A 23,102-nucleotide genomic window follows, 5' to 3' on the forward strand; every position below is an offset into this window, starting at 1 on the left:
TTGCCCATCTCACCGCACAGGTCGGAATGGCGCCGACTAACCTAACGGTTATTACGAGTGGCAAACACGTTCGCGAGGAGCAGCAATGAGCCATCCCGGAGCTACGGCATCGGATCGGCATAAGGTAGTCATCATCGGATCGGGTTTCGGCGGTCTGACCGCCGCCAAGACCCTCAAACGTGCCGACGTAGACGTCAAGCTGATCGCCCGCACCACGCACCACCTGTTCCAGCCGCTGCTGTACCAGGTGGCCACCGGCATCATCTCCGAGGGCGAGATCGCCCCCGCCACCCGCGTGATCCTGCGTAAGCAGAAGAACGCCCAGGTGCTGTTGGGCGACGTGACCCACATCGATCTGGAGAACCAGACGGTGGATTCAGTGCTGTTGGGGCACACGTACTCCACCCCGTACGACAGCCTCATCATCGCCGCAGGCGCCGGACAGTCCTACTTCGGCAACGACCATTTCGCCGAGTTCGCGCCCGGCATGAAGTCCATCGACGATGCGCTGGAGCTGCGCGGCCGCATTCTCGGTGCGTTCGAGCAGGCCGAGCGCTCCAGCGACCCGGTTCGCCGGGCCAAGCTACTCACCTTCACGGTGGTGGGCGCGGGCCCGACGGGCGTGGAGATGGCCGGCCAGATCGCCGAATTGGCTGATCAGACCCTGCGCGGCAGCTTCCGCCACATCGATCCGACCGAGGCCCGGGTGATCCTGCTCGACGCCGCACCGGCGGTGCTGCCGCCGATGGGACCGAAGCTCGGCAAGCGGGCCCAGGAACGGCTCGAGAAGATGGGCGTCGAGGTTCAGCTCGGTGCCATGGTGACCGACGTCGACCGCAACGGCCTGACAGTCAAGGACTCTGACGGCACGCTGCGGCGTATCGAATCGGCCTGCAAGGTGTGGTCGGCCGGTGTGTCGGCCAGCCCGCTCGGTAAGGACCTGGCCGAACAGTCCGGAGTCGAGCTGGACCGGGCCGGTCGGGTCAAGGTAGAGCCGGACCTGACACTCCCGGGCCATTCCAATGTCTTCGTTGTCGGCGACATGGCCGCGATGGAGGGTGTGCCCGGCGTCGCCCAGGGCGCGATCCAGGGCGGCCGCTACGCCGCCAAGCTGATCAAGCGCGAGGTCGCAGGCACCAGCCCGAAGATCCGGGCCCCGTTCGAGTACTTCGACAAGGGCTCGATGGCGACCGTGTCCCGGTTCTCGGCAGTGGCCAAGGTCGGCCCGGTCGAGTTCTCCGGGTTCTTCGCCTGGGTGTGCTGGCTGGTGCTGCACCTGGTGTACATCGTCGGATTCAAGAGCCGTCTGGTGACTGTGCTGTCGTGGGGCGTGACGTTCCTGAGCACCAAGCGGGGGCAGCTCACCATCACCGAACAGCAGGCCTACGCCCGCACCAGGATCGAGGAACTCGAAGAGATCGCTGCCTCGGTCCAGGAGACCGAGCGGGCCGCGTCCTAGAGCCCTGGGACCTCAGGGGGCAGCCGGTCACCTTGCCAGGTGGCCAGGCTGCCTCCGGCGGCCAGCGCCAACAAGGTGCCTTGCGCCTCGAACACGGGTTCCGGGTAACGCAATTCGCTGATGCAGGCCCGAGGGGCGGCCAACACGTCGTCACCCACCGCGCCGCGGCCCAGTTCGATCCGATGCCGCAACAACGGCGTCGAGCCGACGTCGGCATGCATCGCCGACGACCAGTTACCCTCCTGCTCACCGGATCTGCCGATCTGAACCCGTTCGCGAATCCGCACCTGCGCAGCCTGGGACAGCCGTAGTCGCGTGGTGGTGCGGTGCGCCGAACCTCCCGCAACGACGGTCGGCTGCGGATCGAGGTCCAACTGCCCGGCGATCTCAAGCTCCCAGTGCGCAGCCGACCGCAACGTGGCGGCGCCGGGCAGCACCATGGTTGCCGCGGCGGTGCGAATCCGCAGCCGGGCACCGGCTTCCACCACCACCCGCACCGTGACGGTGTCGCCGCCGAGTGGGGTGGCGGCCGTCGAGACCAGGTGCACCGTGCCCGTTTCGGTGCACCGTCCGGCCAGCCCGCCGCGGGCCTCGATCCGCGGCAGCCGACCCGGCGAGGCCGTGATGGCGACTTCGGAGTGCATCACGACGACGGTGCCTGCACGGCCTTCAACTGTTCACGCACCCAGGTCAGCACCGGCCCCGCGGACGGATCCTCGGTCAGTGAGATCAGCGCCGTCGGGCGGTCTGCTCGCACCTTGGCCGCATCGCGGCGCATCACGTCCAGATCAGCACCCACCATCGGGGCCAGGTCGGTCTTGTTGACCACCAACAGGTCTGAGAACGTCACGCCCGGGCCGCCCTTCCGCGGCACCTTGTCTCCCCCGGCCACGTCGATCACGAAGATCTGCACGTCGACCAGACCCGACGAGAACGTCGCGGTGAGGTTGTCGCCACCGGATTCGACGAGAATGAGATCCAGCGCGGAGTTGGCGTCGATCAGATCGTCGATCGCATCCAGGTTGGCGGTGATGTCATCGCGGATCGCGGTGTGCGGACATCCCCCGGTCTGCACCGCGGCGATCCGCTCGTCGGGCAGCACCGCATGCCGGCGCAAGAAGTCGGCGTCTTCAGTGGTGTAGATGTCGTTGGTCAGCACCGCGAGCGACAACTCATCGCGCAACTGCCGGCACAACGCCGCCACCAGAGCGGTCTTTCCCGATCCCACCGGACCGCCGACACCGATGCGCAACGGCTCACCGGGCTGACGGGCCCGCTTGGGCCGGTCTACGTGCGTGTGGGGTTCGCCGTCGAGGAAATGCGGTGGCATGGTGGACCTTTCGAGATTGCAGAGCAGAATTACGAGACGAACAGCGGTCGGTCCCGTTCGGTGTGGCGTTGGGCCAGCACGTCGAGCAACGGGTCAGAGAGGTCGGCCAAACCGGTGACCGCCTCGGCCGCCACCTCGTCGCACAACCCGGACAGCTCGAAGGTCAGGGCCGCGACATCGGCAGGATCCAAGGCGAGCAACCGCTGCGCGGCCGTCGCCGAACCGGTCATGGTGGTGTACACCACCGACAGGGCGGTCTGGTCCGGCGCCAGCGCCGCGGCTGCGCCGACCGCACCGGCGGCCACCGGCAGATGTGGCCGGGTTCCGAGCGTGTCCCACGACTGCTGCGGCCAGACCCGCCGGGCCAGCCGGACCAGTCCGCGCCCCTGCGCGCGCGAGGCCTCCCGCGCCGCCGGAGCCGGGGTACGGGCGTCGGTTTCGGCGTCGGCCGCCCCGGCGTCCAGAGCACCGGTGTGCACCGCCACCGCCAGCGAGGCAGCGACCACTCCGTTGGTGCGGATGCGCCGGATCAGGTAGGCGCGCAACGTTGCGACGTCGGTGAGCAGACCACTGGTGACCGCCTCCTCGACGCCGCCGGAATGCACGTGCCCACCGGTCGGCAACCGTGAATCGGCCAGGGTCAGAAGCGTTGCCAGGCTGCTCATCTATCGGCCACTCATCTAGAACAGGAAATATCGTTGAGCCATGGGCAGTTCGACCGCGGGCTGCTCCTGCCACACCTGTCCGTCGATCCGCACGGTGAAGGTATCGGGCTCGACCTCGATGCGGGGCATCGCATCGTTGTGCGGCATCTGGGCCTTACCGACTTGCCGAACATTCTTGACCGCGGCCAATTTTCGACGAATGTCGAGGCGGTCCGCCAGACCGTCCTCGATCGCCTGCGGTGCGACGAAGTGCACCGAGGTGGCGGCCGCCGCGGCGGGAGCCGCCCCGAACATCGGCCGCGGCAGTACCGGTTGCGGCGTCGGGATCGAGGCATTGGCGTCGCCCATCGCGGCCCACGCGATCATGCCGCCCTTGAGCACGGCGTGCGGACGCACGCCGAAGAATGCGGGTTCCCACAGCACCAGGTCGGCCAGCTTGCCGACCTCGACCGATCCGATCTCCCCGTCGAGACCGTGGGCGATGGCCGGGCAGATGGTGTATTTCGCGACATAACGGCGCGCGCGGTTGTTGTCGGCCGGCCCGTCTCCCGCCAGGGCGCCGCGCCTGCGTTTCATCACGTGTGCGGTCTGCCAGGTCCGCAACACCACCTCGCCGATCCGGCCCATCGCCTGCGAGTCGCTGCCGATCATCGAGATGGCCCCGATGTCGTGCAACAGGTCCTCGGCGGCGATCGTCGACGGCCGGATCCGGCTCTCGGCGAACGCCAGATCCTCGGGCACACTCGGGTTGAGGTGGTGGCACACCATCAACATGTCGAGGTGCTCGTCGAGGGTGTTGACCGTGTGCGGCCGCGTCGGATTCGTCGAACTGGGCAGCACATTGGGGTGGGCGGCGACGGTGATGATGTCGGGCGCATGCCCGCCACCGGCACCTTCGGTGTGATACGCGTGGATGCTGCGGCCCTTGATGGCGGCCAGGGTGTCCTCGACGAAGCCGGCCTCATTCAGGGTGTCCGTGTGGACATTGACCTGCACCCCCGCGGCTTCGGCGACGGTGAGACAGGCGTCGATGGCCGCCGGGGTGGTCCCCCAGTCCTCGTGCAGCTTGAAACCTGCTGCGCCACCGCGCAACTGCTCCCACATCGCCTGGGAGCTGACGGTGTTGCCCTTGCCGAGAAGGGCGACGTTGAGCGGCCAGGAATCCAGCGCTTCGAGCATCCGGGCCAGATGCCACGCTCCCGGCGTGACCGTGGTGGCCTTACTGCCCTCGGCCGGACCGGTGCCGCCGGCCACGATGGTGGTGATGCCGCCGCCGAGGGCCTCCTCCATGAGCTGCGGACAGATCAGATGAACGTGACAGTCGATCGCGCCGGCGGTCAGGATGCGACCGTTGCCCGCGATGATCTCGGTGGATGGGCCGACAACCAGGGCCGGATGCACTCCCGTCATGATGTCGGGGTTGCCGGCCTTGCCGATCCCCACGATGCGCCCATCGCGGATCCCGATGTCTGCCTTGATGATTCCCCAGTGGTCGATGATCACCGCGCCGGTGATGACGGTGTCGGGTGCGCCGTCTGCGCGGGTCGCCCTCGACTGCCCCATCGACTCGCGCAGCACCTTGCCGCCGCCGAACACCGCCTCGTCGCCGGCGCGCTCGGGCCCGCCGCTGCGGTCCTCGGTGATCTCGACGAACAGGTCGGTGTCGGCCAGCCGGATCCGGTCACCCGCGGTGGGGCCGAACAGCGCGGCGTAGCGCGCCCGGGTCAGTTCGCTCATGGGATGTCCAATCGGCCGGGCGCGTCGAAGCTGATGCCGTGCACCTCGCGGGCGCCGCCCAACGGGACCAATGAAATCCGCTGGGCCACACCGGGTTCGAAACGAACGGCAGTACCGGCCGGGATGTCGAGGCGGTGTCCGCGGGCGGCAGACCGGTCGAAGTCCAACGCGCCGTTGGCCTGCGGCAGGTGTACATGGCTACCGACCTGCACCGGACGGTCACCCGTATTGACCACATCGAGGATCAGCCGTGGTGCACCGGGATTGAGCGCGATGTCGCCGTCGCCGAACACGATCTCGCCGGGGATCATCACGCGATCGGGTGGTGGACGGTGACCAGCTTGGTGCCGTCGGGGAAAGTGGCCTCGACCTGGACGTCGTGCAGCATCTCGGGCACCCCCTCCATGACCTCCCCGCGGGTCAGCACATCGCGTCCGCTCACCATCAACTCGGCGACCGTGCGGCCGTCACGCGCGCCCTCCAGCAGGTGATCGGTGATCACCGCGACGGCCTCGGGATGGTTGAGCAGTAAGCCACGAGCCTGTCTGCGCCGAGCCAGGTCTGCGGCATACGAGATGAGCAGGCGGTCCTGCTCATGCGGGGTCAAACGCATAGTGCGCGATATTGCCATGGCGAGCGGGTTTCGGCAGCGCTCGCTCGGCCCGCACGACGGGCGCCGGAAGACCTACTCGGCGATGTTCTGCAGTCGTACCTGGCCGCGCGCCACGAGCTTGTCGTTCTCGTCGGTGATGGTGATCAGCCACAGCTGCTGCCGGCGACCCCGGTGGATTGGCGTGGAAACTGCTGTGACAGTGCCCGATCCGATGGCGCGCAGGAAATCGGTGTTGTTGTTGACCCCGACAACGGTGCCGCCGCCGTTCTCCGACAGCCAGATGTGGCCGGACACGCTGGCCAGGCTCTCGACGATCGAGCAGTACACGCCGCCGTGGACGATGCCCCAGGGCTGCAGCAGCTTGTCGTGGATCTCCAGCTGTGCGCGGCCGCCGTCGGGGGTGAGCTCGAGATAGGTCAGGCCCAGTTCGGTGTCGAAACCTTTGCCCAAACCTTCAGGGGTATCAGTGGTCACAGCCCTCGTGTCTACACGCCGTATCTCCATAAAGATGCGGGCGGGTCCCGCGTATCAAACGCGGGACCCACCCTCGAGCGGACCGGGGGTCTCTGCAGCCCTCAGGACTCCGGCGCGGTCCGTTAGTCTCGTATCTACATACTAGGCAAGGCTATCCTAATTAAGCAAGACCTTCCCCGCCCGGCCACTGCCACGAACCGGCAGACCAAAGCCGACCAGGGCATCGAGGACCGCCTGACCGCGCCGCATGCTCACGACCTCACTCGAGCCGGCGAGCAGTGGGACCTGCGTGGCGGCACCGACCACCGCCGCGCCCACCATGTGCCACATCGCTGCGATCGACATCGCGCCGTCACTGATGTCCACCAGGCGGCTGAACAAGGGTTCGAGCGCGCGATGACTGCGATGAGCCACCCAGGTGGTCAGCGCCGCCTCACTGGGCAACGCGACGATCCCGTCACGGCAGGCACTGGTGAAGCGCGCGACCCGGCCGCAGTAGTGAGGATCCTCCGGCAGACCGCGCAGGGTCGGGTCGACCACGCCGACCCAGTCGATCGCACCCTCGGAGTCGACATGGACCCACAGGTTCTCCAGGCCGGTGTCCCAGGCGCGGCCCTCCAACACCAGCAGCGGCACGACCCGGCCGATCACGACATGAATGAACGTGGCGGCCAGCTGCTGGGCGACCGCGGCGCGATTGCCCGTCTCCTCCATCGCGGCGTCGAACATCCCCTGCAACCGGTCGGCGGACAGCGCCTCGGCCAACGGCCACCACCGCCTACGTGAGAGGTCACCCACCACGGCCACGCCGTAGACCCGCGGACACTCCGGATACAGCTCACGTAAACGCCGACTCGACTCGTGCAGCGGCAGCGTCCGCTCGATGGCCATACCCGCGATCAGCGGATCTTCGATCAAGACCGTCATGTCACCTCCGAAGGCTCCTGTTTGAGTTAGGTTAGCCTTACTATAGTCACGTGAAGGATGAGAGCTACCCCCTGTGACTCGATTCACAGCAGGCCCCAGATATGGCGCTGACCTTGCCCTAACCCGATGGAGAAGGCGGTCCGGAGCGCGACCTCAGATGCATACGACGCGCGGTAGTAAACCCGTAGTACGCTGGCTTTACTGCTCAGGAGAGTGAACGGAACATGGCCAAAATGACGCGTCTCGGGGAGCTTGAGCGCGAGGTGATGGACCACTTGTGGTCTGCACCCGAACCCCAAACCGTGCGCCAAGTCCATGAGGCGCTGGCCGCCCGCCGCGACTTGGCCTACACCACGATCATGACCGTGCTGCAACGACTTGCGAAGAAGAACCTGGTCGTACAGCACCGCGATGACCGTGCGCACCGCTATGCGCCCACAAATGGGCGCGACGAGCTGGTCGCCGGCCTCATGGTCGACGCGCTCGACCAGGCCGCAGACTCGGGTAGCCGGCAGGCCGCGCTGGTCCATTTCGTCGAAAGAGTCGGCGTCGACGAGGCTCAGGCCTTGCGTCGCGCATTGGCCGAACTGGAGAGCAAGCACCAGCTGCGCCCACCGGCTGGCAATTCGGGCCCTGCCTGAGAGAGACTTACGGCGTGTCCGCGCTGGCCTTCACTCTCGTCGCGCTGGCCCTCGTGGGGCCGGTACCGGCGGTGCTGGCGCGTGCGGCGTGGCCACTACGCGCCCCGCGTGCGGCAATCGTGCTGTGGCAGTCGGTCGCACTGGCCGCAGTGCTGTCCGCTTTCTCGGCCGGTATCGCGATCGCCAGCCGCCTGTTCGTTCCCGGTCCGGACGGTCGGCCGACCGCGACCATCATCAGTGAGATCAGGGCCCTCGGTTGGCCGTTATGGCTGCTCTACGTCGTGGTGTTCACGCTGACGCTGTTCATCGGCGGCCGGCTCTGTGTAGCCGTGATCCAGGTGGCGGTGGCCACCCGGCGCCGGCGCGCCCATCACCGCATGATGGTCGACCTGCTCAGCAAGTCCCGCGATGCGGTGCCCGCCCATCTCTGTACGGCACACCGGCCGTTCGCCGGTGACGGACTGCGCATCCTCGATGTCGCGCAGCCACTCGCCTACTGCCTACCCGGCGTCCGCAGTCGCGTCGTGGTGAGCGAGGGAACGCTCACCACGTTGTCCGACAACGAGGTTGCCGCGATCCTCACCCATGAACGGGCCCACCTGCGCGCCCGGCATGATTTGGTCCTGGAGATGTTCACCGCCGTCCACGCCGCCTTCCCGCGGTTCGTCCGCAGCGCCAACGCGCTGGACGCGGTCCGGTTGCTGATCGAGCTGCTGGCCGACGATGCCGCGGTCCGCACGGCAGGCCCCACTCCCCTGGCCCGGGCGCTGGTCGCCTGCGCGAGCGGCCGCACCCCCTCAGGCGCACTGGCTGCCGGCGGGCCCACCACCGTGATCCGCGTGCGACGCCTCGGCGGCAAGCCCAACAGCGTCGCCATGGCCGTCACCGCGTATCTCGCCGCGGCCGCAGTCCTGGTGGTCCCCACCGTCGCCGTCGCCGTTCCCTGGCTCACCGAGCTTCACCGCCTGTTCGCCGGGCTGGGATAAACCCCTGTCCAACAGGCGTTCTGACACAACAAAACAACGAAAGGCTGCGGCATGACGTCGTCAAGCACACCGTCCAGCACCACCGGTACCGCGCAGATCGGAGTCACCGGCCTGGCCGTGATGGGCTCCAATCTCGCCCGCAACTTCGCCCACCACGGCTATACCGTCGCGCTGCACAACCGGTCGATCGCCAAAACCGATGCGCTGCTGGCCGAGCACGGCTCCGAGGGCAAGTTCGTGCGCAGCGAGACGATCGCGGAATTCCTTGACGCCCTGGAGAAGCCACGCCGGGTGATCATCATGGTCAAGGCAGGCGACCCGACCGATGCGGTGATCAACGAGCTGGCCGACGCCATGGAGCCCGGCGACATCATCATCGACGGCGGCAACGCCCTCTACACCGACACCATCCGCCGGGAGAAGGCGATCCGCGAGCGCGGGCTGCACTTCGTCGGCGCAGGTATCTCCGGCGGTGAGGAAGGCGCGCTCAACGGCCCGTCGATCATGCCCGGCGGCCCCGCCGAGTCCTACAAGTCGCTCGGCCCTCTGCTGGAAGAGATCTCCGCACACGTCGACGGTGTGCCGTGCTGCACCCACATCGGCCCGGACGGCGCCGGACACTTCGTCAAGATGGTGCACAACGGCATCGAGTACTCCGACATGCAGCTGATCGGCGAGGCCTACCAGCTGCTGCGCGACGGGCTCGGCCTTGAGGCCGCACAGATCGCCGACGTGTTCACCGAGTGGAACAAGGGCGACCTTGACAGCTACCTGGTGGAGATCACCGCCGAGGTGCTGCGTCAGGTGGACGCCAAGACGGGCAAGCCGCTGGTGGACGTGATCGTCGACGAGGCCGAGCAGAAGGGCACCGGGCGCTGGACCGTGAAGTCCGCCCTCGACCTCGGCGTTCCCGTCACCGGCATCGCCGAGGCCGTGTTCGCCCGGGCGCTGTCGGGTTCGGTGCCCCAGCGCAAGGCCACCACCGGTCTGGCCTCCGGCGAGCTCGGCGACAAGCCTTCTGAATCAGCGCAATTCATCGACGATGTCAGAAAGGCGCTGTACGCCTCGAAGATCATCGCCTACGCCCAGGGCTTCAATCAGATCCAGGCCGGGTCGGCCGAGTACGGGTGGGGCATCACCCTGGGCGATATGGCCACCATCTGGCGCGGCGGCTGCATCATCCGGGCGAAGTTCCTCAACCGGATCAAGGAGGCATACGACGACGATGCCGACCTGGCCACCCTGATCGCCGCGCCGTACTTCCGTGACGCAGTCGAGGCGGGTATCGACAGTTGGCGCCGGGTCGTGATCAAGGCCACCGAGTTGGGAATTCCCGTCCCTGGCTTCGCCTCGTCGCTGTCCTACTACGACGCGTTGCGCACCGAGCGGCTGCCCGCGGCACTGACTCAAGGCCTGCGCGATTTCTTCGGCGCGCATACCTACGGGCGTACCGACGCCGAGCCCGGTCAGAAGTTCCACACGCTGTGGAGCGGCGACCGCAGCGAGGTTCAGGCCTAGATTCAGCGGCCCTGACGGGGAAGCCCGCGCCACTAGACTCAAGGGCGTGAGGTTTCTCAACGGACACATCCCGCCGTACGACCTGACCTACAACGACGTCTTCGTCATCCCCGGCCGGTCGGATGTGGCGTCGCGGTTCGACGTCGACCTGTCCACCAACGACGGATCCGGCACCACCATCCCGGTGGTGGTGGCGAACATGACGGCGGTGGCGGGTCGGCGCATGGCCGAGACCATCGCGCGGCGCGGCGGCATCGTGGTGCTGCCACAGGATCTGCCGAGCACCGTGGTGGCCGACACCGTGCAGTTCGTCAAGAGCCGCGATCTCGTGGTGGACACGCCCGTGACGCTGGGCCCCGACGACTCGGTGTCCGACGCCGCGGCGCTGCTGCACAAGCGTGCCCACGGGGCGGCGGTGGTGGTGTTCGAGGGGCGTCCGATCGGGCTGGTCACCGAGGCCAGCTGTGCCGGCGTTGACCGGTTCGCCCGCATCCGTGATGTCGCGGTGCCGGACTTCGTCACCGCTCCGGTGGGCACCGATCCGCGAAAGGTGTTCGACCTCCTCGAGCACGCACCCATCGACCTCGCGGTGCTCACCGAGGCGGACGGCTCCCTGGCCGGCGTGCTGACCCGCACCGCGGCGGTGCGGGCGGGTATCTACACACCCGCCGTCGACGCGGCCGGGAAACTGCGCATCGCCGCAGCCGTCGGGATCAACGGCGATGTCGGCGCCAAGGCCCGCGCCCTGGCCGATGCCGGGGTAGACCTGCTGGTCATCGACACGGCACACGGCCATCAACTCAAGATGCTCGACGCCATCAAGTCGGTGGCATCGTTGAACCTCGGCCTGCCGCTGGCGGCGGGCAACGTGGTCTCCGCCGACGGCACCCGCGACCTCATCGAGGCCGGCGCCTCGATCGTCAAGGTAGGGGTGGGCCCCGGCGCCATGTGCACCACCCGGATGATGACCGGCGTGGGACGCCCGCAGTTCTCAGCTGTCGTCGAATGTGCAGCTGCGGCAAAGGAACTCGGTGCGCACGTGTGGGCCGACGGCGGGGTCCGGCACCCGCGCGACGTGGCGCTGGCGCTGGCCGCCGGTGCCGCCAACGTGATGATCGGCTCCTGGTTCGCCGGAACCTATGAATCCCCGGGCGACCTGCTGCACGATCGGGAGGAACGGCCGTACAAGGAGAGTTACGGCATGGCTTCCAAACGTGCGGTGGCCGCCCGTACCGCCGGGGACAGCCAGTTCGACCGCGCCCGCAAGGCCCTGTTCGAGGAGGGCATCTCGTCCTCGCGGATGAGCCTCGACCCGGGGCGCGGCGGAGTCGAGGACCTGCTCGACCACATCACCTCGGGGGTGCGCAGCACCTGCACCTATGTCGGCGCAGGCACTCTCGCCGAACTGCACGAGAAAGTGGTGCTGGGCGTTCAGTCGGCCGCCGGTTTCGCCGAGGGGCATCCGCTGCCGACCGGATGGTGACCGCGATACTATTGAGGCTCGGAGTAAGGCGTCGACGGCTGCATATTGCCCGGTCGTCCGCCGCGACAGATCGAACGAAAGGGTTCACGTGCCGCAGGCACCCACCGAGGCCTCCGGTTCTGAACCGGCCTTCCGGGTGGAACACCAGTCACTTCTGAGCGCCGAAGCCGACGACCCCTCTCCTAGTCGGCCGGGCCCCCGGCCCGGCGTTCCCCTGGAGAGCTGATGGGCAGCTCAACGGACGTAATTTTCTCGTTGCTGTCGATCCTGGCGATCGTCCTCCTCACTCTCGGCACCGCGGTGTTCGTGGCCGCCGAGTTCTCCCTGACCGCACTGGAGCGCAGCACGGTCGAGGCCAACGCCCGCACCGGCGACCGCCGCGACCAACTGGTCCGCCGCGCGCACCGCACCTTGTCGTTCCAGCTCTCCGGCGCCCAGGTGGGCATCTCGATCACCACCCTGGCGACCGGTTACCTCGCCGAACCCGTGGTCGGCGAACTCATCCGCCCCGGCCTGGACGCCCTCGGTGTACCACCCAACGTGGCGTCCGGTCTGGCGCTGTTCCTGGCCATCCTCATCGCGACCTCGCTGTCCATGGTGTTCGGCGAACTCGTGCCAAAGAACCTGGCCGTGGCCCGCCCGGTCCCGACGGCACGTGCCGCAGCACCGCTCCAGCTGTTGTTCTCGATGCTGTTCACGCCGGTCATCCGGCTGACCAACGGCACGGCCAACTGGATCGTGCGCCGCCTCGGCGTCGAGCCGGCCGAGGAACTGCGCTCGGCACGTTCGGCCCAGGAACTGGCGTCGCTGGTCCGGAACTCGGCCCGCAGCGGGTCTCTCGATCCCACCACCGCGCTGCTGGTCCACCGCTCGCTGCAGTTCGGTGAGCGCACCGCCGAGGAACTGATGACCCCACGCTCCAAGATCGAGGTGCTCGACGCAGGCGATTCGGTGTCCGACCTGTTGGCCGTCGCGATCCGCACCGGGTACTCACGGTTCCCGATCGTCGAGGGCGACCTGGACGAGACCATCGGCGTCGTCCACGTCAAGCAGGTGTTCTCGGTTCCGCGCGAAGACCGGGACCGGACCCGGCTGGCCGGGCTGGCACTGCCCGTGGCCACGGTGCCGTCCACCCTCGACGGCGATGCCGTGATGACCCAGATCCGGGCCAACGGGTTGCAGACCGCACTGGTGGTCGACGAATACGGCGGCACCGCGGGCATGGTGACAGTCGAAGACCTGATCGAGGAGATCGTCGGCGACGTGCGTGACGAGCATGACGACGCCACCCCCGACGTGGTGCCTGCCGGCGCCGGCTGGCAGGTGTCCGGGCTGCTGCGCATCGACGAGGTCGCGACCGGCACCGGATTCCGTGCTCCCGAGGGCGAATACGAAACCATCGGCGGGCTGGTGCTGCAGGAACTCGGACACATACCCGAGACCGGCGAAGCCGTGGAGCTCATCGCGTTCGACCCGGACGGCGACCCGGACAAGCCGACTCGATGGCTGGCCACGGTGGTGCGGATGGACGGCCGCCGGATCGATCTGCTCGAACTGACCAGTCTCGGAGCGCGGGAGAACGGGCATGGGTGACATCCTCGGTGTGCTGCTGACGGTGCTGCTGCTGGCCGCCAACGCGTTCTTCGTGGCCGCGGAGTTCGCGCTGATCTCGGCCCGCCGGGACCGGCTGCAGGCACTCGCCGAGCAGGGCAAGCGCAGTGCGGTGACCGTCATCAGGGCGGGCGAGCACCTGTCGCTCATGCTGGCCGGCTCCCAACTGGGCATCACGATCTGCTCGATCCTGCTGGGGCGGGTCGGCGAACCCGCCGTCGCTCATCTGCTGGAGAAACCCTTCGCGCTGATCGGCGTGCCCGACGCGGTTCTGCACACCGTCTCGTTCTTCATCGCCCTGGCCGTCGTGGTGACCCTGCACGTGCTGCTCGGCGAGATGGTGCCGAAGAACATCGCCATCGCGGGGCCCGAGACCGCCGCGATGCTGCTGGTCCCGCCGTACCTGGTGTACATCCGGGCGGCCCGGCCGTTCATCGCCTTCTACAACTGGTGCGCCAACGCCACACTGCGCGCGTTCCGGGTCGAACCGGTCGACGAGCTCGAATCGGCCGTCTCGACCGTCGAACTGTCGGAGATGATCGCCGAATCGGTGTCCGAAGGCCTGCTCGACACCGAGGAGCACGGTCGTTTGACGCGGGCCCTGCAAACACGCACCCGTACGGTCAGTGATGTCGCGATGCCGTTGGACGAGATCCACGCCATCCGGGTCGCCGCCCCGGGTTCGGGGCCCACCGTCGGGGATGTGGAGCGGGCACTGGCCGACACCGGCTACTCGCGCTTCCCTGTTGCCGATTCCTTCGGCGAATTCATCGGGTACCTGCACATCAAGGATGTGTTGCCGCACATCAACGACCCCGATGCGGTGCTGGATCTGTCCATGGTGCGTCCGTTGCCGCGCGTCCCGGCCTCGTTGCCGCTGCCCGATGCGCTGTCCCGGATGCGACGCAGCAACAGTCACCTCGCGCTGGTCGTCAACGAGGAGAACCGCGAGGAGCAGGACGGTCCTGACGGTGCGAGCGATGCGCCCGCCGGTCCGGACGGGACCGTCACCGCGATGGTCGCGCTCGAGGACCTCGTCGAGGATCTGGTGGGCACTGTGCGAGACGGCACCCACCGCATCTGACCCGTCTGATCCTCCCTCGAATGCATCGGTAGGCTCGAGCCGCACGGCGGCGGCGGGCCACCCAGTGGAGGAGACATGGAAGGACGCGTTGGATCGGACGCGGCCGGACTGACCCTGCCGGATGCCGACGAGGTCCTGGCGGGCCCGGATTGGGCGGCACGCGCCGAGTCACATCGGCGCCGCGCCGACGACTTCCTCACACCACACGTGCGTCGCCGACACGCCGGTGAGCCGCACCCGGTATGGGATTTCCTGTTCACCTACTACAGCCTGCGACCCCGTCAGCTACGCCTGTGGCATCCCGGCTTCGGGGTGGTGCTGGCCGGCGGAGAGGCAGAGCCGTATCTGCGGCGCACAGGTTACGGTCCGCATCCGCACGGTGTCACGGTGCGGACCGACTACCTGCTTTCCCGCATCGAGACGGTCCGCTTCGTGGCTCGGTTGATGCGTGCCACCGCAGCGCGGGCGCCCCGGATGAACTGCTTCGGACTACACGAGTGGGCCATGGTCTACCGGACTCCCCAGCTACGTCACGACAGGGTTCCACTGCGCCTCGGCGCCACCGGAACCGATGCCGTCGTCGAGTCGATGCCGTTGCGGTGCAGCCACTTCGATGCCTTCCGTTTCTTCACCGACTCCGCCGCGCCCCGCAACGACCGGCAACTGAGCCGCGAGCAACAGCTCGACACCGAGCAGCCCGGCTGCATCCACGCCGCCATGGACACCTACAAATGGTCGTACAAGCTGGGCCCTCTGGTGTCGTCGGAACTCGTGATGGACGCACTCGAACTGGCCGCCGACGCGCGGGCGGTCGATATGTGTGCCAGCCCATACGACTTGAGGCGCTATGGTTTCGAGCCGATCGCCATCGAAACACCGGCCGGGCGCGCCGAATACGTCAGGGCCCAGCAGCGCATCGCCGAACGGGCAGCGCCGTTGCGGATCACTCTGGCAAACCGGTGTGAGCTGTTGCTCACCAGGCTGGACGGCTGAAAGGCCGACGTTACCAATGGGTAAGCTGGATAAACGGCAGGCACCGCACGGTGCCTGGAGCCGAGGGAGGAAACGCGCATGACCAATCGCGTGACTGTCGGAAACCTGCGCGTGGCACAGGTGCTGCACGACTTCATCACCAACGAGGCACTGCCGGGCACCGGCGTCGACCCGGACAGCTTCTGGTCCGGTGTGGACAAGGTCGTCGCTGACCTCACCCCGAAGAATCAGGACCTGCTGGCCCGTCGCGACGATCTGCAGGCGCAGATCGACAAGTGGCACCGCGCTCATGTGCTCGAGCCGGTCGACCCCGAGGCCTACAAGCAGTTCCTCACCGATATCGGCTACCTGTTGCCGGAGCCCGCCGACTTCACCATCACCACCTCAGGTGTCGACGACGAGATCACCTCGACGGCCGGTCCGCAGCTCGTGGTGCCGATCCTCAACGCCCGCTTCGCGCTCAACGCCGCGAATGCCCGCTGGGGCTCGCTGTACGACGCGCTGTACGGCACTGACGTCATCAGTGAAGAGGACGGCGCCGAGAAGGGGTCGGGCTACAACAAGGTCCGTGGCGACAAGGTGATCGCCTACGCCCGCAACTTCCTGGACGAGGTCGTGCCGCTGGCCGCGGGAACCTGGGCCGAGGCCACCGGCCTGAAGATCGACGAAGGCCAGTTGCTGGTGGAGTACGGCGACGGCCTGTCCTCCGGCCTGGGCACCCCCGAGCAGTTCGTCGGCTACACCGGTGAGCTCGGGCAGCCGCAGTGGTCGGTGCTGCTGGCCAACCACGGCCTGCACATCGAGATCCTGGTCGACCCGGACTCCCCCATCGGCTCCACCGACGCCGCAGGCATCAAGGACGTCGTGCTGGAATCCGCGATCACCACGATCATGGACTTCGAGGACTCGGTGGCCGCCGTCGACGCCGACGACAAGGTGCTCGGCTACCGCAACTGGCTGGGCCTGAACCGGGGCGACCTGGCCGAAGAGGTCGCCAAGGGCGGCAAGACGTTCACCCGCGTGCTCAACCCGGACCGCACCTTCACCACGCCGGACGGCGAGGGTGAGCTCACCCTGCCCGGTCGCAGCCTGCTGTTCGTGCGCAACGTCGGGCACCTGATGACCAACGACGCGATCGTGGATGTTGATGGGAACGAGATCCCCGAGGGCATCCAGGACGCGCTGTTCACCGGCCTGATCGCCATGCACGGGCTCAAGGACGACGAGGCGAATGGCCCGCTGAAGAACAGCCGCACCGGCTCGGTCTACATCGTCAAGCCCAAGATGCACGGACCCGACGAGGTCGCCTTCACCTGTGAGCTGTTCGGTCGTGTCGAGGACGTGCTCGGCTTGCCCGGCGGCACCCTCAAGGTCGGCATCATGGACGAGGAACGCCGCACCACCGTCAACCTGAAGGCCAGCATCAAGGCCGCCGCCGATCGAGTGGTGTTCATCAACACCGGCTTCCTCGACCGCACCGGCGACGAGATCCACACCTCGATGGAGGCCGGCCCGATGATCCGCAAGGGCGCCATGAAGGCCCAGCCGTGGATCAAGGCGTACGAAGACAACAACGTCGACGTGGGCCTGGCCACCGGCCTGGCCGGCAAGGCCCAGATCGGCAAGGGCATGTGGGCCATGACCGATCTGATGGCCGACATGGTCGAGCAGAAGATCGGCCAGCCCAAGGCCGGTGCCACCACCGCATGGGTGCCCTCACCGACGGCGGCCACCCTGCACGCGATGCACTACCACCAGGTGGACGTCGAGGCCGTGCAGAAGGAACTGACCGGCAAGAAGCGCGCCACCATCGAAGAGCTGCTGACCATCCCGCTGGCGGACTCCTCACTGACCTGGTCGCCCGAGGAGATCCACGAAGAGGTCGACAACAACTGCCAGTCGATCCTGGGCTACGTGGTCCGCTGGATCGATGCCGGCGTCGGCTGCTCGAAGGTGCCCGACATCCACAACGTCGCGCTGATGGAAGACCGCGCGACCCTGCGGATCTCGAGCCAGCTGCTGGCCAACTGGCTGCGTCACGGCGTCATCACCGAAGAGGACGTCAAGGCCAGCCTGCGCCGGATGGCCGCAGTCGTCGACGAGCAGAACGCCGGTGATCCCGACTACCTGCCGATGGCGCCCAACCCGGATGCCAGCATCGCGTTCGGCGCGGCGCAGGAGCTGATCCTGTCCGGGGCAGCGCAGCCCAACGGCTACACCGAGCCGATCCTGCACCGGCGCCGCCGCGAGTTCAAAGCGAGCACCGCGGGGAAGTGATTAGACTTCGGCGGGTCCGGATGACTAGTCGGCGCGAGACGTACAGGGGTTAGGAATGGGCAGGCACAGCATTCCCGACCCTGAGGATGCACCCGACGAGCCCGATCACGGGCACGTCGGGGACTCCGATTACCGGGACGATTACGACCGTCCCCGCGGCGAGCAGTCCCGGTACGCCGAAGACGACTTCGACACGCCCGGGCGTCAGCCCGATCGCGGGTACCGGGACGAGCCGGGCTACCGGGACGACCGCGGCTACCGCGCCGAACCCGAACCCGCGTACCGCGCACCGCAGTACGCCGACGGGGACGACGACTACGAATCGGACTATCACGACTCGGAGTACGCCGATTACGACGAAGCCGAGTACGTAGAGGAAGACGGGTACGAGGACGAGTACGTCGACGGCTACCGCGACCAGTACGCCGCCGACGACTACGACGCGGAGTATGCCGACGATCAGCCGACCGCCCAGTTCGGTGCGGTCGGCGGTGTCGGTGATCCGCCGCCGCCGACCGGCCCGACCAGCCGCCAGCGTGGCGAGTGGGACGGTGAGTGGACCGGCAGCCACCGCGCAGTCGAGTCCGGGCGCCGAGGTGTCAGCGTCGGTGTGATCGTCGCACTGGTCACCGTGGTGGCCGTGGTCGGCGCGATGATCCTGTGGAAGTTCTTCGGTGACATGCTCGCCGGCCGCAGCGACGCTGCAGCCGCGCGCTGTGTCGACGGCGAACTCGGGGTCGCCGTGATCGCCGACCCGACCATCTCCTCCCGCATCGAGGGACTGGCCAACACGTACAACGAGTCGGTCAGCCCGGTGGGTGACCGCTGCGTCAAGGTGCGCGTGCAGTCCGCCGATTCCGACCGCGTGGTCAGTGGCTTCGCCAACGCGTGGCCCAGCGAGCTCGGCGACCGTCCGGCACTGTGGATTCCGGCCAGCAGTATCGCCGAGGCACGGCTGGAGGCGACCGCGGGCGCCAAGACTGTCAGCGACAGCCGGTCCCTGGTCACCTCGCCGGTGCTACTTGCGGTCCGTCCGCAGCTCAAAGACGCCCTGGCACAACAGACCTGGGCCACCCTTCCTCAGCTGCAAAGCAGTCCGGCGGCGATGAACGCGCTTAAGCTGCCCGGTTGGGGCACGCTCAAACTTGCCCTGCCGACCCATAGCAACGGCGATGCCGCGTTGCTCGCTGCCGAGGCCGTCGCCGCGGCGACGGCTCCTTCGGGTGCGCCGGCCACCTCCGGTATGAGCGGCGTGAACAGCCTGTTCCACGGGCAGCCCAAACTCGACGACTCCGAGCTGGGCACCGCCTTCGACGCGTTGCTCAACGCCCCTGATGCGGCGACCGCGCCGGTGCACGCGGTGGCCACCACTGAGCAGCAACTGTTCCAGCGGGCCACCTCGGTCGACAACGTCAAGTCCTCGTTGGCCGGCTGGCTGCCGCCGGGTCCTACCGCCACCGCCGACTATCCGACGGTGCTGCTGTCCGGGGACTGGCTCGAGAAGGAACAGGTCACTGCGGCCAGCGAGTTCGCCCGCTACCTGCGTAAGCCTGAGCAGCTCGCCGAACTCGCCAAGGCCGGGTTCCGCGCCGAGGGCACGTCGCCGCCATCCAGCGATGTCACCAGTTTCAGCCAGCTCGCGGCACCGCTGTCGGTGGGCGACAACTCGATGCGGGTGACGCTGGCCAACGCCACTGCCACGCCGTCGGGGAACCCCGCGGTCACGATCATGCTCGACCAGTCGATGCCGACCGAAGAGGGTGGCAAGTCGCGCCTGGCCAACGTCGTGGCCGCGCTCGACGGCCGGCTCAAGGCCCTGCCCGATACCGCCGCAGTCGGCCTCTGGACTTTTGACGGCACCGAGGGACGGTCGGAGATTTCAACCGGCCCGCTGGCCGAGCCGGTCAACGGACAGCGGCGCTCCGATGCACTGATCTCGACGCTCGATGAGCAGTCCGCCTCTGGCGGCGGCGCGGTGTCGTTCACCACGCTCCGCATGCTCTATACCGAAGCGCTGTCGAAATACCGTGAGGGCCAGAGCAACTCAATCCTGTTGATCACCACCGGACCACACACCGATCAGAGTCTGGATGGGCCCGGGCTGCAGGACTACATCCGCGGCGCATTCGACCCGGCCCGACCGATCGCAGTCAACGTGATCGACTTCGGCACAGGCTCGGACCGGGCCACGTGGGAGGCCGTCGCGCAGGCCACCAGCGGCACCTACCAGCATCTGGCCAGCTCGACCTCACCCGAGCTGGCCAGCGCGGTCAACACCATGCTGGGTTGATCCGCAGTACCGCACCCGTGACGCCCCGTTTTCCACATCAGGGACGCGCGATTCTCTACATCAGGGTTGTGCGGAGCGACCGGGCACAACCCTGATGTAGAAACCGACGTGTCAGGCGAACGCCTCGACCGGCGGGCAGGAGCACACCAGGTTCCGGTCGCCGTAGGCACCGTCGATCCGACGCACCGGCGGCCAGACCTTGGGGCGGAATCCCTTGCCCAACGGGTAGGCGGCCTGCTCGCGGGTGTACGGGTGATCCCAGTCCGTCACCAGCAGGCACTCGGCGGTGTGCGGGGCGCCGCGCAACGGGTTGTCCTCGGCTGACCACTCCCCCGAGCCGACCCGGTCGATCTCGGCGCGGATGGCGATCATCGCGTCGCAGAACGCGTCGACCTCGGTCAGGCTCTCGCTCTCGGTCGGCTCGACCATCAACGTGCCTGCCACCGGGAAGCTCATGGTGGGTGCGTGGAAACCGTAGTCCGCCAGGCGCTTTGCCACGTCATCGACGGTCACGCCGGTGTCCTTGGTGATCCCGCGCAGGTCCAGGATGCACTCGTGGGCGACCATCCCGTTCTCCCCGGTGTAGAGCACCGGGTAGTACTCGTCGAGGCGACGGGCCACGTAGTTGGCCGACGCGATCGCGGTCAGCGTTGCTGCGCGCAGACCCGTGGCCCCCATCATCCGGATGTAGGCCCAGGTGATCGGCAGGATCGAGGCCGACCCGTAGGGCGCTGCGGAGACGGTGTGCTCATCGGGCAGCTCGTCGGCCAGCGGATGGCCCGGCAGGAACGGCGCCAGATGTGAGCGCACCGCGACCGGCCCGACACCGGGGCCGCCACCACCGTGCGGGATGCAGAAGGTCTTGTGCAGATTCAGATGACTGACGTCGCCACCGAAGCGGCCCGGCCGGGCCAACCCGACGAGCGCGTTGAGGTTTGCGCCGTCCACGTAGACCTGGCCGCCCACGTCGTGCACCGCCGCGCAGATGTCGGCGACGTCGTGCTCGTACACCCCGTGCGTCGACGGATAGGTGATCATCAGCGCCGCAACACGATCCGCATGTTCGGCGATCTTCGCCCGGAGGTCGTCGAGGTCGACGTCACCGTTCTCACGGCAGGCCACCACCACGACGCGCATGCCGGCCAGCGCAGCCGAGGCGGCGTTGGTGCCGTGCGCGCTCGACGGGATCAGGCAGAGGTCGCGCTCGGTATCGCCGCGCGAGTCGTGGTACGCCTTGATCGCCAGCAAACCGGCGTACTCCCCCTGGGAACCGGCGTTGGGCTGCAACGAAATCTGGTCGTAGCCGGTGATCCCGGTGAGCCAGTCCTGCAGATCGGCAATCACCTTGCGCAGGCCCGGGTTGTCCGATGCCGGCGCGAACGGGTGCTGACGGCCGAACTCGGGCCAGGTGATCGGCTCCATCTCGGCCGCCGCGTTGAGTTTCATCGTGCAGGAACCCAACGGAATCATGCTGCGGTCCAAGGCAATATCCTTGTCCGCCAGCATCCGCAGGTACCGCATCATCTCGGTCTCGGTGCGGTAGGAGTTGAACGCCGGATGCGTGAGGAACTCCGAGGTCCGCGTCGCCACAGCCCCACTTGCGTTGGCAGCGGCATCGGCGGGTGCCACCTCGAAAGCCTCCAGGACCGCGGCCACATGCTCGTCGGTCGTCGCCTCGTCGCACGACACCGACACGTGGTCGGCGTCGACGCGCCACAGGTTGATGCCCTTGGCCTTGGCCGCCGCGACCACCGCGTCAGCGCGTCCGGGAACCCGGGCCAGCACGGTGTCGAAGTACTTGTCGTGCACCAGCGCATCGCCGAGTGCGGCCGCGATCGCGGCGGCATGGCCCTGCACGCGGCGGGCGATCGCCGTCAACCCTTCGGCACCGTGGTAGCTGGCGTACATCGCGGCCATCACGGCCAACAGCACCTGCGCGGTGCAGATGTTGCTGGTGGCCTTGTCCCGGCGGATGTGCTGCTCACGGGTCTGCAGCGCCAGTCGGTAGGCCGGCGACCCATCCGCGTCGACGGAGACACCGACCAAACGGCCCGGGAGCTGCCGGGCATGCTTGGCGTGCACCGCCAGATAGCCGGCGTGCGGGCCGCCGAATCCCATTGGCACACCGAACCGTTGGCTGGTCCCGAAGGCGACGTCGGCCCCGATCTCGCCCGGCGGGGTGATCACCGTCATCGCGAGCAGGTCCGCGCCAACCGCCACCAGTGCGCCACGCTCATGCGCCTCGCCGATCAGCCCCGTCCAGTCGTCCACCCGGCCACTCGCTCCCGGCAGCTGCACGACGACGCCGAAGAACTCACCCTCGGGCAATCCCTGGCGCAGGTCCGTGGTGACGATCTCGATGCCGAGCGGCTGCGCGCGCGTGGCCAGCACCGCCGCGGTCTGCGCGTACACATCGGTGTCGACCAGCAGTCGGTTCGTCTTGGATTTGGTCGCGCGGTGCATGAGGGTCATGGCTTCGGCCGCGGCGGTGCCTTCGTCGAGCATCGAGGCGTTGGCCACCTCGAGTCCGGTCAGGTCGCTCACCATGGTCTGGAAGTTCAGCAGCACCTCGAGCCGGCCCTGGCTGATCTCGGGCTGATACGGGGTGTAGGCGGTGTACCACGCCGGGTTCTCAAGAATGTTGCGCCGCAGCACGGCGGGCGTGAACGTGTCGAAGTAGCCCTGACCGATCATCGACACCGCGGTCGTGTTGGAGTCGGCCAACGCCCGGAGCTCGGCCAGGGACTGCTCCTCGGTGGCCGGCGCGGGCAGAGCTTCGAGGCCCGGGGCGACCCCGTCGGACGCCAGCGCGTCGAGAATGCCTGCGGGCAGCGCCTTGGCGGCGAGCTCGTCGAGCGATGCCACGCCGATCACGTCGAGCATGGTGGCAACGGCAGTGGCGTCCGGGCCGATGTGACGATCGGCGAAACGCGATTGAAGCTGGTCGGACACGACACTCTCCTGAGGCGCAGACGTGATGAAACGTCGTAGGCGTCCCTCTCCCTCTGTCGTCG

19 protein-coding genes are annotated in these 23,102 nt (G+C 67.8%); 10 read left to right on the plus strand and 9 right to left on the minus strand.

The window, feature by feature from the left end:
• Positions 1-85: 85 nt before the first annotated feature.
• Positions 86-1,459: an NAD(P)/FAD-dependent oxidoreductase gene (locus AC4ELH_RS29670; protein ID WP_448447123.1), complete on the plus strand. Its 1,374-nt coding sequence runs from the start codon at positions 86-88 to the stop codon at positions 1,457-1,459.
• On the opposite strand, the gene AC4ELH_RS29675 is transcribed toward AC4ELH_RS29670, so the two are convergent.
• From AC4ELH_RS29675 to AC4ELH_RS29710, 8 genes are all read right to left on the minus strand, one after another.
• Positions 1,456-2,103: an urease accessory protein UreD gene (locus tag AC4ELH_RS29675; protein ID WP_448447121.1), complete on the minus strand. Its 648-nt coding sequence runs from the start codon at positions 2,101-2,103 to the stop codon at positions 1,456-1,458. The two genes, AC4ELH_RS29670 and AC4ELH_RS29675, sit on opposite strands and share 4 nt — an antisense overlap.
• On the minus strand, positions 2,103-2,789 hold the full coding sequence (ureG, locus tag AC4ELH_RS29680) for an urease accessory protein UreG (protein ID WP_448447119.1): 687 nt from the start codon (positions 2,787-2,789) through the stop codon (positions 2,103-2,105). The genes AC4ELH_RS29675 and ureG overlap by 1 nt, the downstream gene beginning before the upstream one ends.
• Positions 2,790-2,818: 29 nt before the next feature.
• Positions 2,819-3,454: an urease accessory protein UreF gene (locus AC4ELH_RS29685; protein WP_448447117.1), complete on the minus strand. Its 636-nt coding sequence runs from the start codon at positions 3,452-3,454 to the stop codon at positions 2,819-2,821.
• Between the two features lie 15 nt (positions 3,455-3,469).
• Positions 3,470-5,191 carry an urease subunit alpha gene (locus AC4ELH_RS29690; RefSeq protein ID WP_448447116.1) on the minus strand — a complete coding sequence of 574 codons (1,722 nt, stop codon included), beginning with the start codon at positions 5,189-5,191 and terminating at the stop codon, positions 3,470-3,472.
• The gene (locus AC4ELH_RS29695) at positions 5,188-5,502 is read right to left on the minus strand and encodes an urease subunit beta (protein ID WP_448447255.1); all 315 of its coding nucleotides are present in this window, start codon (positions 5,500-5,502) and stop codon (positions 5,188-5,190) included. Before AC4ELH_RS29695 ends, AC4ELH_RS29690 begins: the two co-directional genes overlap by 4 nt.
• Positions 5,502-5,804 carry an urease subunit gamma gene (locus AC4ELH_RS29700; RefSeq protein ID WP_055114519.1) on the minus strand — a complete coding sequence of 101 codons (303 nt, stop codon included), beginning with the start codon at positions 5,802-5,804 and terminating at the stop codon, positions 5,502-5,504. The genes AC4ELH_RS29695 and AC4ELH_RS29700 overlap by 1 nt, the downstream gene beginning before the upstream one ends.
• Positions 5,805-5,876: 72 nt before the next feature.
• The gene (locus tag AC4ELH_RS29705) at positions 5,877-6,278 is read right to left on the minus strand and encodes a PaaI family thioesterase (RefSeq protein WP_082448985.1); all 402 of its coding nucleotides are present in this window, start codon (positions 6,276-6,278) and stop codon (positions 5,877-5,879) included.
• A 156-nt stretch (positions 6,279-6,434) separates the two neighbouring features.
• Positions 6,435-7,205: an iron reductase gene (locus tag AC4ELH_RS29710; protein ID WP_448447113.1), complete on the minus strand. Its 771-nt coding sequence runs from the start codon at positions 7,203-7,205 to the stop codon at positions 6,435-6,437.
• Between the two features lie 224 nt (positions 7,206-7,429).
• On the opposite strand from AC4ELH_RS29710, the gene AC4ELH_RS29715 reads away from it, so the two are divergent.
• The 9 genes from AC4ELH_RS29715 (at position 7,430) to AC4ELH_RS29755 (ending at position 20,088) form a co-directional block, all read left to right on the plus strand.
• Positions 7,430-7,846 carry a BlaI/MecI/CopY family transcriptional regulator gene (locus tag AC4ELH_RS29715; RefSeq protein WP_064885632.1) on the plus strand — a complete coding sequence of 139 codons (417 nt, stop codon included), beginning with the start codon at positions 7,430-7,432 and terminating at the stop codon, positions 7,844-7,846.
• Between the two features lie 14 nt (positions 7,847-7,860).
• On the plus strand, positions 7,861-8,832 hold the full coding sequence (locus AC4ELH_RS29720; RefSeq protein WP_448447111.1) for a M56 family metallopeptidase: 972 nt from the start codon (positions 7,861-7,863) through the stop codon (positions 8,830-8,832).
• Positions 8,833-8,883: 51 nt separating this feature from the next.
• On the plus strand, positions 8,884-10,350 hold the full coding sequence (gene gnd / locus AC4ELH_RS29725; RefSeq protein WP_064957230.1) for an NADP-dependent phosphogluconate dehydrogenase: 1,467 nt from the start codon (positions 8,884-8,886) through the stop codon (positions 10,348-10,350).
• A 46-nt stretch (positions 10,351-10,396) separates the two neighbouring features.
• Positions 10,397-11,833 (plus strand): GuaB1 family IMP dehydrogenase-related protein, encoded by a 1,437-nt coding sequence (locus AC4ELH_RS29730; RefSeq protein ID WP_448447108.1) that lies wholly within the window; start codon positions 10,397-10,399, stop codon positions 11,831-11,833.
• A 225-nt stretch (positions 11,834-12,058) separates the two neighbouring features.
• On the plus strand, positions 12,059-13,426 hold the full coding sequence (locus AC4ELH_RS29735; RefSeq protein ID WP_448447106.1) for a hemolysin family protein: 1,368 nt from the start codon (positions 12,059-12,061) through the stop codon (positions 13,424-13,426).
• Positions 13,419-14,528: a hemolysin family protein gene (locus AC4ELH_RS29740; protein ID WP_498888406.1), complete on the plus strand. Its 1,110-nt coding sequence runs from the start codon at positions 13,419-13,421 to the stop codon at positions 14,526-14,528. Before AC4ELH_RS29735 ends, AC4ELH_RS29740 begins: the two co-directional genes overlap by 8 nt.
• Positions 14,529-14,603: 75 nt before the next feature.
• Positions 14,604-15,521: a 3-methyladenine DNA glycosylase gene (locus tag AC4ELH_RS29745; RefSeq protein ID WP_498888408.1), complete on the plus strand. Its 918-nt coding sequence runs from the start codon at positions 14,604-14,606 to the stop codon at positions 15,519-15,521.
• Between the two features lie 78 nt (positions 15,522-15,599).
• Positions 15,600-17,798, plus strand: coding sequence for a malate synthase G (locus AC4ELH_RS29750; RefSeq protein WP_064885645.1), 2,199 nt, complete (start codon positions 15,600-15,602; stop codon positions 17,796-17,798).
• Between the two features lie 55 nt (positions 17,799-17,853).
• The gene (locus tag AC4ELH_RS29755; protein ID WP_448447100.1) at positions 17,854-20,088 is read left to right on the plus strand and encodes a substrate-binding domain-containing protein; all 2,235 of its coding nucleotides are present in this window, start codon (positions 17,854-17,856) and stop codon (positions 20,086-20,088) included.
• 111 nt (positions 20,089-20,199) lie between these two features.
• Here AC4ELH_RS29755 and gcvP read toward each other — a convergent pair whose 3' ends face one another.
• A complete protein-coding gene (gcvP, locus tag AC4ELH_RS29760) occupies positions 20,200-23,040 on the minus strand; it encodes an aminomethyl-transferring glycine dehydrogenase (protein ID WP_448447098.1) in 2,841 nt (946 codons plus the stop codon).
• Positions 23,041-23,102: the final 62 nt, after the last annotated feature.

The sequence above is a fragment of the Mycobacterium shunyiense genome (genome assembly GCF_058270075.1).